Genomic DNA, 13,066 nt, shown 5'->3' on the forward strand with positions numbered 1-13,066 from the left:
CGGTGTGGTGGAAGGCGCTGCTCGCGCTGGTCGTCTCGCTGGCGTTGATCATCGGCGTCAACTTCGCCACTTGTCGCGACGGGTCGCCGCGCCCGGTCGCGACAAGTGCGCAAAACGCGGGTCAACTGGGGGTTCAGGGTGGCGTGGCACGATCGAGGTATGCAGTCCAGACCCCGCTTACTCACGGCCGCTGCGATTGGGACGGTGGCCGTTCTGGCGGCCGGTTGCAGCTCAGCGGACAGATCGGACACCATCGTCGGGACCCCTGTGGCCGAGGCTGTCGCGGGGGCGGGGGAGGTGCCCGCCGGGCTCGAGACGTTCTACACGCAGCAGATCACGTGGGGCTCGTGCGACGGGTTCGCGACCGGCGGGGACGAATTGAGCCCGTCGCTCGAGTGCGCGAAGGTCACCGTGCCGCTCGACTACGCCGCGCCGGCCGGCGACACCGCGCAGATCGCGATCTCCCGGGCCCCGGCGACCGGCGCCCGGCTCGGTTCGATCCTCGTCAATCCGGGAGGCCCGGGGGCGTCGGGTCTGAGTTCGGCGTCGATTCCCGAGGGCACCGAGCTCGCCGAGCGATTCGACATGATCGGCTTCGACCCGCGCGGAGTCGGGGCGTCGACCCCGCAGGTGCGGTGCCAGACGCCGCAGGAGATCGACGCCGAACGGCGCGACCCGGACGTCGACATGAGCCCGGCCGGCATCGCGTACGTGGAGGGCAAGAACCGGACGTACGCGGCCCGCTGTGCGGAGCGGTCGGGGCTGCCGATGCTCGCGCACGTCGGGACGCGGGAGGTGGTGCGCGACATGGACGTCATCCGGTCGGTCCTCGGCGACGCGAAACTGAACTATCTCGGGTTCTCGTACGGCACCCGGATCGGCACCCAGTACGCCGAGACGTTCCCACGGAACGTGCGGGCGATGGTGCTCGACGGTGCCCTCGACCCCGAGCAGGATCCGGTCGAGGAGGTCGTGCTGCAGGGCGCGGGCTTCCAGCAGGCGTTCGACGCGTTCGCCGCCGAGTGCGCGCAGACGTCGAACTGCCCGCTCGGCACCGACCCAAGTGGTGCGAACGCGCGCTTCCGGGCCCTCGTGGATCCGTTGGTCGCGCGGCCGGCCGCCACCACCGACCCGCGGGGGCTCAGCTATTCGGACGCGATCACCGGGGTCACGCAGGCGCTCTACTCGCCGAGCCTGTGGAGTTCGCTGCGAGGCGGGCTGTCGAGCCTCGCCGACGGGAACGGCGACACCCTGCTGCTGCTCGCGGACCTCTACGAGGGGCGGGCCGACGACGGCAGCTACTCGAACATCAACGACGCCTTCAACGCGATCCGCTGCGTCGACGACCCGCCGCTCACCGACCGGGCCGTGGCGGGTGAGGCCGACATGCGGTACCGGGAGGCGGCACCGTTCCTCGACGACGGCCGCGGCACCGGCAACGCTCCGCTCGACGCGTGCGCGTTCTGGCCCGTGCCGAACACCGGTGCGCCGCACACCATCGACCCGGCGTCGATCGAGGGGCTGCCGACGCTCGTGGTGGTGTCGACGACACAGGACCCCGCGACGCCGTACCAGGCGGGCGTGGACCTGGCCAAGCAATTGGACGCCGCGCTCGTCACGTACCGCGGTGCGCAGCACACCGCGTCGTTCGACGGCGTCGCGTGTATCGACGATCCGCTCACCCGATACTTCGTCGATCTCACCGTCCCGGACCCCGACCTGACGTGCTGAGCTGCGCCGACGAGACCGATTTCACGATGTAACACAGATTTAACGCGATGTGCTTACGCTCGCGAGCATGGATCGCCAAAAGGAGTTCGTGCTACGCACCCTCGAAGAGCGAGATATTCGGTTCGTGCGACTGTGGTTCACCGACGTTCTCGGCTACCTCAAGTCGGTGGCGATCGCGCCCGCCGAACTGGAGGGTGCGTTCGAGGAGGGCATCGGGTTCGACGGCTCCGCGATCGAGGGTTTCTCGCGGGTCTCGGAGGCTGACACCGTCGCCAAGCCGGACGCTTCGACGTTCCAGATCCTGCCGTGGGCGCACAAGGACGGCGCCCAGCATTCCGCGCGCATGTTCTGTGACATCGCGATGCCCGACGGCACGCCGTCGTGGGCCGATCCGCGGCACGTGCTGCGGCGCCAGCTGGCGAAGGCCAGCGACCTCGGCTTCTCGTGCTACGTGCACCCCGAGATCGAGTTCTTCCTGCTGGAGAACGGCCCGATCGACGGAAGCCCGCCGATCCCGGCCGACAGCGGCGGCTACTTCGATCAGGCCGTGCACGACCGGGCCCCCAACTTCCGTCGCCACGCGATCGACGCGCTCGAGTCGATGGGCATCTCGGTGGAGTTCAGTCACCACGAGGCCGCGCCGGGTCAGCAGGAGATCGACCTGCGCTACGCGGACGCGCTCTCGATGGCCGACAACGTGATGACGTTCCGGTACGTCGTCAAGGAGGTCGCGATCGACGAGGGCGTGCGGGCGTCGTTCATGCCCAAGCCGTTCGGCGATCAGGCCGGCTCCGCGATGCACACCCACATGAGCCTGTTCGAGGGTGACACCAACGCCTTCCACAACCCGGACGATCCGAACCAGTTGTCGGCGACCGGCAAGGCGTTCATCGCCGGCATCCTCGAGCACGCCAACGAGATCAGCGCCGTCACCAATCAGTGGGTGAACTCGTACAAGCGTCTCGTCCACGGCGGCGAGGCGCCGACGGCCGCGACGTGGGGTCCGTCCAACCGGTCCGCACTGATCCGAGTCCCGATGTACACGCCCAACAAGGCGTCGTCGCGACGGGTCGAGATCCGCAGCCCCGACTCGGCGTGCAACCCGTACCTGACGTTCGCGGTCCTGCTCGCCGCCGGTCTGCGCGGCATCGAGAAGGGCTACGAACTGCCCGCAGAGGCCGAGGACGACGTGTGGGCGCTGACCGGCGCCGAGCGTCGCGCGATGGGCTACAAGCCGCTGCCCGGCAGTCTGGCAGAAGCCCTGGCCGAGATGGAGAAGTCCGAGCTGGTCGCCGAGGCGCTCGGTGAGCACGTGTTCGACTTCTTCCTCCGCAACAAGCGTCGTGAGTGGGAGGAGTACCGCAGCCAGGTCACTCCGTTCGAGCTGAAGGCCTACCTCGGCCTGTAGGGCCGATCCGACCAGGAACATCCCGAGAGGTGACGCGCGTGCCCCGTCCGGCCAGTCCATGTTCTGCTGGTGACGACGTCTGGATCGGGGTGATCCGGTGAAGCCCCCGTACGCCCGATCGGCCGTTCCTGGGGTGGGCAGGCTCGGCCTCGTCGAGCCCACCGCGCCGGACGAGCTCAAGGCCATCGGCTGGTCGAAACTCGACTCCGTCGAGCTGCTCTGGTCGCTGTCGCGGGCCGCGAACGCCGACCTCGCCCTGCGGACGCTGGTGCGGATGCAGGAGGGGCTCGGCGACGCGTGGGCCGAACTCGACAGCGCGCTGCACACCGACAAGGGGTTGCGTGGCAGGCTGCTCGGGCTGATCGGTGCATCCAGTGCGTTCGGCGACCACCTGGTCGCGGACCCGTCGTCCTGGAAGCTGCTCGCGGGCGACATGACGCTGCCGTCCAAGGACGAGCTGACGCGTCGGCTGCTCGCGAGCGTCGGGGCCGTGCCGGAGACGGGGCCGAACGAGTCGGCGATGCTGTACCGCGCCGCCCTCACCGGGCCCGAAGCGATTGCAGCGCTGCGCAAGTGCTACCGCGACCAGATGATGGTGCTGGCCGCGGCCGACCTCGCCGCCACCGTCGAGAACGAGCCCGTAGTCCCGTATCAGACCGTGGGACACCAGCTTTCCGACATGGCCGACGCCGCACTCACCGCGGCGCTCGCGGTGGCCGTCGCAGCGGTGTGCCCGGACGAGCCGTGCCCGGCGCGCATCGCCGTCATCGCGATGGGCAAGTGCGGTGCGCGCGAACTGAACTATGTGAGCGACGTCGACGTCGTGTTCGTCGCCGAACCGTCCAATGCGGTCTCGAGCCGGATCGCCGGCGAGATGATGCGCGTCGGCTCGGCCGCGTTTTTCGAGGTCGACGCGGCCCTCCGGCCCGAGGGCAAGCGGGGCGAGCTCGTCCGCACGCTGGACTCGCACATCGCGTACTACAAGCGCTGGGCCAAGACGTGGGAGTTCCAGGCGCTGCTCAAGGCCCGGCCGATGACCGGCGACCTCGACCTGGGGCGGCAGTACACCGATGCCCTGGGCCCGATGGTGTGGACGGCGTCCGAGCGTGAGGACTTCGTGCCCGAGGTGCAGGCGATGCGCCGGCGCGTCGAGAATTCCGTCCCGCCCGAGCTGCGCGAGCGGGAACTCAAGCTGGGGCGCGGCAGCCTACGCGATGTCGAATTCGCCGTCCAGCTCCTGCAATTGGTGCACGGCCGGGCCGACACCTCGCTCCGGGTCAAGAGCACCGTCGACGCCCTGACCGCCCTCGCGGCCGGCGGATACGTCGGCCGCGACGACGCCGCGAACCTGACGGCGTCGTACGAGTTCCTGCGCCTGCTCGAGCACCGCCTGCAGTTGCAGAGGCTCAAGCGCACCCACACGCTGCCGCCGCCGGACGACGAGGAGGCGCTGCGCTGGCTCGCCCGCGCCGCCCACATGCGTCCCGACGGGCGCAACGACGCACTCGGTGTGCTGAACGCGGAGATCAAGCGCAACTCGCACCGGGTGCGCCGCCTGCACGCCAAGCTGTTCTACCGCCCGCTGCTCGAGTCGGTGGCGCGGATCGACAAGGAGGCGCTGCGGCTGGGCCCGGACGCAGCGGTCCGGCAGTTGGCGGCCCTCGGCTACTCGGCGCCGCAGAATGCCCTCGGGCACCTCACCGCGCTCACCAGCGGGGCGTCCCGCAAGGGCCGCATCCAGGCGCTGCTGCTGCCGACACTGCTCGAATGGCTCGGCGACACACCGGACCCCGATGCCGGACTGCTCGCGTACCGGCGGCTCTCGGACGCACTGGTCGACGCCACGTGGTTCCTGCGACTGCTGCGCGACGAGGCGTCGGTGGCGCAGCGCCTGATGACGGTGCTCGGCTCGTCGGCATACATCCCGGACCTCCTCATCAAGGCCCCCGACGTGATCCGGCTGTTCGCGGACGGCCCGTCCGGTCCGCGGCTGCTCGAGCCGCAGCCAGAGGACGTCGCCCGCGGCATCCTCTCGTCGTCGGCGCGATACGTCGATCCGGTGCGCGCCGTCGGCGCCGCCCGGTCGCTGCGCCGGTACGAACTGGCCCGCGTCGCGAGCGCCGACATCCTCGGCATGCTCGACGTCCCGCAGGTGTGCAAGGCGCTGTCGTCGGTTTGGGCCGCGGTGCTCAACGCGTCGCTGGCCGCGGTGATCCGCGCCAACGAGGCCGAGGCGGGCGAGCCCGCGCCGGCACGGTTCGCGGTGATCGGCATGGGCCGGCTCGGCGGCGGCGAACTCGGCTACGGCTCGGACGCCGACGTGCTGTTCGTGTGTGAGCCCCACGAGGGCGTCGACGAGACGCGAGCGGTCAAGTGGGCCAACCTGATCGGTGATCGGGTGCGGACCCTGCTCGGCGCGCCGAGTACCGACCCGCCGCTCGAGGTGGACATCGGACTGCGGCCCGAGGGTCGCAGCGGGCCGTTGGTGCGGACGCTGACGTCGTACGAGGCGTACTACGCGCAGTGGGCGCAGGCCTGGGAGGTCCAGGCGCTGCTGCGGGCGCACGCCGTGGCCGGTGACGCCGACCTGGGGCTGCGATTCCTGCACATGATCGACAAGACCCGCTACCCGGAGGGTGGCGTGTCGGATGCGGCGGTCCGGGAGATCCGGCGGATCAAGGCCCGCGTCGACTCCGAGCGGCTGCCGCGCGGCGCCGACCCGGCCACGCACACCAAGCTCGGCCGCGGCGGCCTCGCCGACATCGAGTGGACCGTGCAGCTCATCCAGTTGCGGCACGCCCACGAGATCCCGGCGCTGCACAACACGTCGACGCTCGAGACGCTCGACGCGATCGGTGCGGCGGAGTTGTTGAGCGAGACCGACATCGAACTGCTGCGCGACGCCTGGCTGCTCGCCACCAAGGCGCGCAACGCGCTGGTGTTGGTGCGCGGCAAGCCCACCGATCAGCTGCCCGGCCCGGGCAAGGTGCTCGCCGCCGTCGCGCAGGTGGCCGGCTGGCCGGGTGGCGACGCGAACGAGTTTCTCGACAACTACCTGCGCGTCACGCGTCGGGCGAAGGCCGTGGTGCAGCGGGTGTTCGGGGGAGAGTAGTTCGGGGACAAGGGGTTCGGGGACGCACACCCACCGGGCCCGTGTTCGAGGGAGAATGGTCGGCATGTCCACGCAACTCGACGTTGTCGATCAGGGGGCGTCGCTGACGTTCACCTTTGCCGATCTGATGAAGTACCACGGCCCGAACGCGCCCGGCGGTGTCGCGCACGCGCTCCAGGTCCTGGGGCGCGCGCTGCCGCTGCTCGACGACGGCCGCCCGGTCGAGCGTCGTGAGGTGGAGATCGCCACGGCGCACGGGGGACCGGGCGTACGGGACGCGTTCGAGATGGTGCTGCGTGCAACCACCGGCGACCGTTACGTCGTGGATCCCGCACTGGCACGGCCGGAGCGGGGAAACACGCTCGCCAACTATGTCTTCCGGCTCACCTACCGGGGTCGCACCGTGACACTTCAGGTGCGTGACGGCTTCGTGGCGGACGAGTTCATCGAACTGGTGAACAAGAGCGGGCGCACCGATGCCGACGAGGTGCGCTTGGTCGTGCTCAAGCAGGAAATGACCGACCGGTTGCTGGCAGTGCCGGCCACCGAGGTCTACGACGTCGACTGAGGAAGCCCCCGGTCTGAACTGCTCCCTGGAAGTTCAGCCCTGCAGCGCGCTGCACGACTCGGGACTCAGGACGAGCGCGTCGCGACTATGCGCGATTTGGTGTCGAACCGAGAACCACCCCGCGGTGACCGGCACCCAGTTCGAGTGCCGGCTGCAGCGTCACGCGGCGTGTGGTCCCGCCCGATTGTGGGCGGGAATGGGCTTCTTGTAGGGATCGACGGTGCTCGGTGGTGTGAACCAAGGGGTTCGATCGGCGCCGATCTTGACTCGCCAGTGTGAGTGGTGCAGCAACCCGTGGTGGAAGCGGCACAACAGCACGAGGTTGTCGAGGTCGGTGGGTCCGCCGTCTGCCCAATGAATCACGTGGTGGCCTTCGCAGTGGGCGGGTGGTGCTCCGCAGCCGGGGAAGGCGCAGCCGTGATCGCGGGCGACCAACGCCCGACGCTGCTTCTTGGACACGGTTCTGCTCGTGCGTCCGAGGTCGATGGGCACGCCGTCGCTCATGACGATCGGCGTCAGGTGGCAGTCGCAGGCCAGTCGTCGCGCGGTCGCGATGGAGATCGGTCCCATGTGTGGCATGCGTGCGGTGTCTTTGTCGCCGAACAGGTCCTGATCGTCACCCGCATCGTCGCCCGAACCCGTCCACTCGTGGGCGGCTTCGCTGCGGGCAAGGTCGGCGGCGTTCACATGCAGGGACAGGTGGGGTCGTTCGCCGCCCTCGATCGGCGCGTCGCCGGAGTCGAGGTAGCGGCGCAGGATTTCGGCGAACGCATCGGCCCGCTGCCGCGCCGGGGTGCGGGAGCCTGCAGGGTCGTCGATCGGGTTTCGTGGCTTGGTCAACGCCGACAGCGCGGTCAGGAGCATCTCTCCGGTGACGGCGTCGAGATCCCCCTTCACGGCGACGCGCCCGTTGAGTGTCTTGGATGCGTGGAACTCGTTGCGTTCGGTGTCTTCGCTCGGAGGTAGTTCGTCGGATTCGAAGATCCGCTCGAGCTTGCTGATGCAGGTCTGGACGGTTGCGGTGGTGGCGGTGGGTCCGGTGGCGCTGTCCAGCAACACTTTCCGGCACGAGTCCAGTGCCTCGTTCGGCATACCGCGGGGCGGGGTTTCGCAGAACTTGCCGATAAGGGCGGCGTGCTCGGCGGAGATAGTGCCGGCGTTGTAGGCGTCGGCGATCTCGGGTTGCCGGCCGAGCATGCGCCCCAACGTGAGGATTCGTCCCGCGGTCGACACTTCCAGGAGTGTGTTGGCGGCGAGCCATTGTTTGACGCTGCGGAATCCGAGGGTGTCGAACGAGACTGCGCGCTCGTCGATTTCGGCGATTGTGGCTGCACGTAGTGCTTCGAGTTGTTCGATCGCGTGGCAGATGTCGAGGCCTGTCTGCAGCAGCAGGATTTCGGTCAGCGTGTGCACGTCTTCGGGTTGTGGCGCGCTGACTGCGACGAGCGAATTGAGTCCCCCCGGATTCATGACACTAGTTTAGTTCGAATATATGTTCGAGTCAATGGGTCTCTCGTGCGTCAGGCCTTCTGGCAGGCTTTCGGCTTTGTATGCGGAGCTCGATGATCCGGGTCTCGACGTCGGCTGCGGTTCGGGTCGGGATCGTGTGTGGGCGGGAGGCCCGATCGTGCAACCCGGCATCGCCCCGGCCTCGTAGCGGGCCACCCAAGTGGAGACGCATTTGCGGGAAATCCCCGTTGCGCTGGCGGTATGCGCTTTGGGTCAGCCGTCCCGATAGCGCTCGACGATGAGCACTCTGCAGAGATGTGTGGTGCGGGTGCCGGACCGGGAAATGAGAACCTCCGAGTGGGGTGTGCCGTGGAGAAGACGCACCCGACTCGGAGGTTCTCTTCACTTCAGGCCGTCACGCCCGCTTCCGATCAGGACACACGCTCTGGTTTCCGGTGTTGTCCAACCAGCGCAGCAGCGCGTAGAGGAAGCGCGTCGATCCCGGCATGAAGTTGTTGCCGTGGTGGTACGTCGGGTCCAGGGTGGTCGCGATGATCCGGCCCGGCGTAGAGACGGTGTCCTCGAACAGCATCATCCCGGCGTCGCGGAGGTCGCCGTTCTCGTCGGGCTCCTCCGACACCAGCAGCGGTACGACGTCGGCGTCGGTGTGCAGCAGGCCGTGGTGGTGCCAGATCACCGACTTCGTCGAAAGGTATTCCCACGCCTCGTGTTCGGGACTGCGGGTGCGGATCAGCGGATCCTCGCCCTCGAGCCACCACCAGAAGTTGGTGGGGCGCGCCGTCCACGTCACTCCGGGCAGCCAGGTGTGCGCCGCATTCTCACCGAGGACCACGAGCGTCCCGCCGCGTTCGGCGACCGCGAGGATCTGCGCGGTGTGTCGGCGGAGCAACTCGGGATGCAGGCGGTCGGCGAGGACAACGGTGTCGAACGCGTCGAGGTCGCCGTCGGCGAGGTCCGCGAGGTACAGGAACTCGGGCTGGTGCGCGATCACCGCCGGGTCCTTCAGCGTCTGCAGATGGAAGTGCGATCCGCCGTGCACCAGTGCGAGTCGACGTCGGGAGCGGGGTGCGCGATCGGTGCGGGCGAAGGGTTCGATGGTGGTCATGCCTGTGCCTCCTGCTGGGCCAGCCACGTGAGCAGCTGCGGGAAGATACGCGCGGAGGTGTTCGGATCCTCCTGGTAGACGGCGAGATCGATGCCGCCGTGCACCAGCACCTGACCGGCGCCGAGTGGGTACACGTAGTCGACGGGCAGCGCGTGTCGGCCGATGCAGTTGGTCACGACGGCGCCGTCGGGCAGCTTCTGGCTGTAGCCGCGGCCGTAGAAGCCGGACACCCCGCGTCGGAAGCTGACGTCGGCGGGATCGACACCCTCCCACACCGGATGCGGGTCACCGGCGGCGATCGCCAGATCCTTGGGGCCCGAGTACTGCAGCTTGCGCCACTGGCCGAGGCCGGGCAGGAAGTCGGTGAGCGGGTGACCCATGATCGCGATGCGCCCGCCGGCGGTGACGAAGTCGGTGAGCAGATCGCGTCGGCGTTCGAGGAAGATCTGGTCGCAGTTGCCGTTGACCAGCAGGCCGCGGACGCCGTCCAGGTTCAGGGTGTCGAGGTCGTACAGGTCGACGGGCTGCACGCGCCGGGCGGCGGTGGTGCCGCCGGACATGCCGGTGTTCGTGCCCATCACCAGGTGTAGAACAGGTGGAAGTGACTGCGGCGCAGTCGTGTCGAGATTCATCGTGAAACCTTCTGAAGGGTGGCCGCGGGTTCGGCGGCCGCGAATGTGTCGTAACGGGTGTAGAGCACGGTGCGAGGAGCGCCGCGGTCGTCGACGGTGGCGCTCACCACCTCGATGCCGTACAGATCGGTGAGCATGTCGTCGGTGACGAGATCGGCGACGGGGCCGAGCCGGATGTCCTCGGGCGAGCGCATCACGATCGCGCGTCCGCCCAGATGTAGCGCGTGATCCGGGTGGTGCGTCGTGAGGAGGATGCCCATGCCGTCCGAGGCGAGATCGCGCAGCAGCTCGAGCACTCGCGCCTGGTTGCGCAGGTCCAGCGCCGAGACCGGCTCGTCGAGGATCATGAACGCGGCGTCCGACGCCAGCGCTCGCGCGATGAGCACGAGTTGCCGCTGGCCGCCGGACAGTTCGGCGAAGCTACGGGTGGCCAGGTCGGTGATGCCGACCCGGTCGAGGACCTCGCGGGTGCGGGAGATGTCGGCCCTGCCGGGCACCGAGAACGCCGAGACCTTCTTCGCCCGGCCCATCAGGACCATGTCGAACACCGAGTACGCGAAGCTCGACAGGCTGGCCTGCGGGACATAGCCGATCGCGGTGTCCCGCTCCACCCGTCCCTCGCGCAGCGGCGTCAGCCCGGCGATGCACCGCAGCAGCGTCGTCTTGCCCTGGCCGTTGGGGCCGAGGATCGACGTGATGCCGCCGTCGATGCGCAGGTTCGCGTGCCGGAACACCCAGTCCCGGTGCGGGTAGTGGAAACCGGCGTCCTGAATCTCAAGCATCGATGAAGGCCTGTCTACGCGAATTCCGGAGCAGCAGAACGAACACCGGGGCACCGATGATCGCGGTGAGGATGCCGAGCGGGATCTCGCCGGAACTGACGGTGCGGGAGAGCGTGTCGATGATCGTCAGGTACGCGGCACCGAGCACGAACGTGGTCGGCATCGAGATCCGGTGGTCGGGGCCCACCCACAGCCGGGCGATGTGCGGAACCACCAGGCCCACCCAGCCGATCACGCCCGACACGGCAACCGCACCGGCGGTCATGAGCGCCACCATCGTCAGCAGCAGCGCCCGTAGCCGTCCGGGGTTGACCCCGAGCGAGGCGGCGTCGTCGTCGCCGAGCGAGAGGATGTTGATCCGCCAGCGCAGCCCGATGATGACGGCGGAGCCCGCGAGGATCGGGATCGCCGCGATCAGCACCTTCGCCATGTCGGCGGTGGCGAGGGAACCCATGAGCCAGAACACGATCGACGGGAGTGTCGTGTACGGGTCGGCGACGTACGTGATGAACGACACCAGTGCCGAGAAGAACGCACTCGTGACGACGCCGCCGAGCACGATCATCAGGAGCGCGCCGCCCGACCGGCTCCGGCCGATCAACAGCACCATGCCGAGCGCGGCGAGACCGAACAGGAATGCGCCGCCGACCAGGAACGTCGAGCCCAGCCCGAACATCAGTGCCAGCACACCGCCGAACGACGCACCCGAGGACACGCCCAGGATCTGGGGGCTCACCAGCGGATTGCGGAACGCGGCCTGCAGCGCGGCACCACCGAGGGCAAGGCCACCGCCGACGAGCATCCCCAGCAAGACCCGTGGAAGCCGCACGCCCAGAACGACGTTGGATTCGGCCTCGGTCCACGTTCGGGGGAGCGAGATCACCTCGTTGATCAGGATGCGGGCCACCTCGTTGACCGGGACCGTGTAGCGGCCCACGGACAGCGAGATCAGCCCGACCGCGACGATCCCGACGGTGAGTACGACCGGCACCAGCAGCCGCGACGACCGCCGCGTCGGCTGCTCGGTCGCGGTCTCAAGCGCGGAAGGCGTCATAGCCTGCGCTGCCCGAGTTGGCCGACATCTGGAGAATGCGGTCGACGTCCGCATCGGTGACGTCGTACGCGTACAGCGTGCGGTACGTCTCCCGGATGCGCTGGCGCAGTCCGTGGTTCACGTCCGGGAAGAACACCGAGTTCACCCACAGCCACATCAGGTTCGACTCGTTGCATGGCGGATCCCACGAGAAGCCGCCGATCGGGGCCTTGTAGACCCGCTTGTTCTTCACCGCGGACAGCGACGCCCACTTGGGGTCGGCATAGACGTCGGCGGGGGTCGTCGGCTCGAAGTTGCCGAGGATCAACACCTCCGGGTCCCAGCCGAGCACCTGCTCTCGGGTGACACCGAGGCTCGAGCCGCTACCCGCGCCGGACGCGACGTTCTTGCCGCCGGCGAGCTTGATCCAGAAGTCCATGTAACTGTTGTCGGCGCCGACCTTGATCTCCGGCGCGTTGTACAGGTACATCACCTTCGGGGCGGTCGACGCGTGCGCCGCGGCGGTCTTCTCGACCAGCGCGCGGTCGTCGGCCATCTTCGCGAGCACCGCGTCGGCCTCGGCCTTCTTGCCCAGCAGTTCACCGAAGATCTGGATCCAGGCCTCGAGATCCTCCTGCGTGCCGTACTTGAGCAGGATCACCTTCAGGCCGGCGTTGCGCAGCGGCGCGACGATGTCGTCGCCCTTGTCGCCCCACTGGATCACGACGTCCGGGTTCAGGCTGAGGATGTGCTCGACGTTCGGCACGAAGTCGTTGCCCGCCACCACCGGGGTGTCGAGGAACTGCGGGAACATCGTGCCCAGCATGCCCTTCGAGGCCATCGAGATCGCGACCTGGTTGACGCCGACGTTGCGGGCGGTGGACTGGTCCGAACCGATGATCATCGATGGCACCGGGATGATGGCCGACGCGATCCGGCCGACCGGGGTGTCGAACGTGACGGTGTTCCGGTACTGGTCGACGATCGTGATGGGTCCACCGGTGGCGGCGTCCGCGGCCGTCTCGGTGACGGTCTCGCGGCTCGAGCACGCGGTGATGCCGAGAGCGCCGAGGGCGAGCGCTGCGACCCCCATCGAGCGCATGAGGTCTCGGCGCGTGAGCGCGGCGGTGAAATTCGGGGAAGTGGGAGGGGTCGACATGGGGCTCCGAAGGCAAAAGTTGTTGGCTCGGTGGCCGTTCGGGGAACGGCGGCAACCCTCCGGGAT

The 13,066-nt window shown here is 68.6% G+C and carries 10 protein-coding genes; 4 read left to right on the top strand and 6 right to left on the bottom strand.

What is annotated here, in order from left to right; all coding sequences use genetic code 11:
* Positions 1–159 precede the first annotated feature (159 nt).
* The 4 genes from LCL87_RS13265 to LCL87_RS13280 all read left to right on the top strand — a co-directional run bounded on the left by LCL87_RS13265 (position 160) and on the right by LCL87_RS13280 (position 6,819).
* Positions 160–1,731 (top strand): alpha/beta hydrolase, encoded by a 1,572-nt coding sequence (locus LCL87_RS13265; protein WP_225020300.1) that lies wholly within the window; start codon positions 160–162, stop codon positions 1,729–1,731.
* Between the two features lie 67 nt (positions 1,732–1,798).
* Entirely contained in the window at positions 1,799–3,139 is a 1,341-nt protein-coding gene (gene glnA / locus LCL87_RS13270; RefSeq protein ID WP_225020301.1) for a type I glutamate--ammonia ligase, read from the top strand.
* A 97-nt stretch (positions 3,140–3,236) separates the two neighbouring features.
* Complete coding sequence (locus LCL87_RS13275; RefSeq protein WP_225020302.1) at positions 3,237–6,251, top strand: bifunctional [glutamine synthetase] adenylyltransferase/[glutamine synthetase]-adenylyl-L-tyrosine phosphorylase; 3,015 nt, start codon at positions 3,237–3,239, stop codon at positions 6,249–6,251.
* Positions 6,252–6,315: 64 nt separating this feature from the next.
* Positions 6,316–6,819 (top strand): hypothetical protein, encoded by a 504-nt coding sequence (locus tag LCL87_RS13280; RefSeq protein WP_225020303.1) that lies wholly within the window; start codon positions 6,316–6,318, stop codon positions 6,817–6,819.
* 159 nt (positions 6,820–6,978) lie between these two features.
* On the opposite strand, the gene LCL87_RS13285 is transcribed toward LCL87_RS13280, so the two are convergent.
* The 6 genes from LCL87_RS13285 to LCL87_RS13315 form a co-directional block, all read right to left on the bottom strand.
* Positions 6,979–8,289, bottom strand: coding sequence for an HNH endonuclease signature motif containing protein (locus LCL87_RS13285; RefSeq protein WP_225020304.1), 1,311 nt, complete (start codon positions 8,287–8,289; stop codon positions 6,979–6,981).
* Between the two features lie 394 nt (positions 8,290–8,683).
* Positions 8,684–9,394: a hypothetical protein gene (locus LCL87_RS13295; RefSeq protein ID WP_225020305.1), complete on the bottom strand. Its 711-nt coding sequence runs from the start codon at positions 9,392–9,394 to the stop codon at positions 8,684–8,686.
* Positions 9,391–10,026 (bottom strand): hypothetical protein, encoded by a 636-nt coding sequence (locus LCL87_RS13300; RefSeq protein WP_225020306.1) that lies wholly within the window; start codon positions 10,024–10,026, stop codon positions 9,391–9,393. Before LCL87_RS13300 ends, LCL87_RS13295 begins: the two co-directional genes overlap by 4 nt.
* Positions 10,023–10,808: an ABC transporter ATP-binding protein gene (locus LCL87_RS13305; protein ID WP_225020307.1), complete on the bottom strand. Its 786-nt coding sequence runs from the start codon at positions 10,806–10,808 to the stop codon at positions 10,023–10,025. The genes LCL87_RS13300 and LCL87_RS13305 overlap by 4 nt, the downstream gene beginning before the upstream one ends.
* On the bottom strand, positions 10,801–11,862 hold the full coding sequence (locus tag LCL87_RS13310; RefSeq protein ID WP_225020308.1) for a FecCD family ABC transporter permease: 1,062 nt from the start codon (positions 11,860–11,862) through the stop codon (positions 10,801–10,803). The genes LCL87_RS13305 and LCL87_RS13310 overlap by 8 nt, the downstream gene beginning before the upstream one ends.
* Positions 11,843–13,000, bottom strand: coding sequence for an ABC transporter substrate-binding protein (locus tag LCL87_RS13315; RefSeq protein ID WP_225020309.1), 1,158 nt, complete (start codon positions 12,998–13,000; stop codon positions 11,843–11,845). Before LCL87_RS13315 ends, LCL87_RS13310 begins: the two co-directional genes overlap by 20 nt.
* Positions 13,001–13,066 lie beyond the last annotated feature (66 nt).

This window comes from Prescottella equi (assembly GCF_020171745.1).
Taxonomy (GTDB): domain Bacteria; phylum Actinomycetota; class Actinomycetes; order Mycobacteriales; family Mycobacteriaceae; genus Prescottella; species Prescottella equi_A.

What these genes read in the sequence shown, in the direction of transcription:
- LCL87_RS13300 (WP_225020306.1), bottom strand. Translation starts at nt 10,026, where the DNA reads ATGAATCTCGACACGACTGCGCCGCAGTCACTTCCACCTGTTCTACAC.
- glnA (WP_225020301.1), top strand. Translation starts at nt 1,799, where the DNA reads ATGGATCGCCAAAAGGAGTTCGTGCTACGCACCCTCGAAGAGCGAGAT.
- LCL87_RS13315 (WP_225020309.1), bottom strand. Translation starts at nt 13,000, where the DNA reads ATGTCGACCCCTCCCACTTCCCCGAATTTCACCGCCGCGCTCACGCGC.
- LCL87_RS13310 (WP_225020308.1), bottom strand. Translation starts at nt 11,862, where the DNA reads ATGACGCCTTCCGCGCTTGAGACCGCGACCGAGCAGCCGACGCGGCGG.
- LCL87_RS13265 (WP_225020300.1), top strand. Translation starts at nt 160, where the DNA reads ATGCAGTCCAGACCCCGCTTACTCACGGCCGCTGCGATTGGGACGGTG.
- LCL87_RS13280 (WP_225020303.1), top strand. Translation starts at nt 6,316, where the DNA reads ATGTCCACGCAACTCGACGTTGTCGATCAGGGGGCGTCGCTGACGTTC.
- LCL87_RS13295 (WP_225020305.1), bottom strand. Translation starts at nt 9,394, where the DNA reads ATGACCACCATCGAACCCTTCGCCCGCACCGATCGCGCACCCCGCTCC.
- LCL87_RS13305 (WP_225020307.1), bottom strand. Translation starts at nt 10,808, where the DNA reads ATGCTTGAGATTCAGGACGCCGGTTTCCACTACCCGCACCGGGACTGG.
- LCL87_RS13285 (WP_225020304.1), bottom strand. Translation starts at nt 8,289, where the DNA reads ATGAATCCGGGGGGACTCAATTCGCTCGTCGCAGTCAGCGCGCCACAA.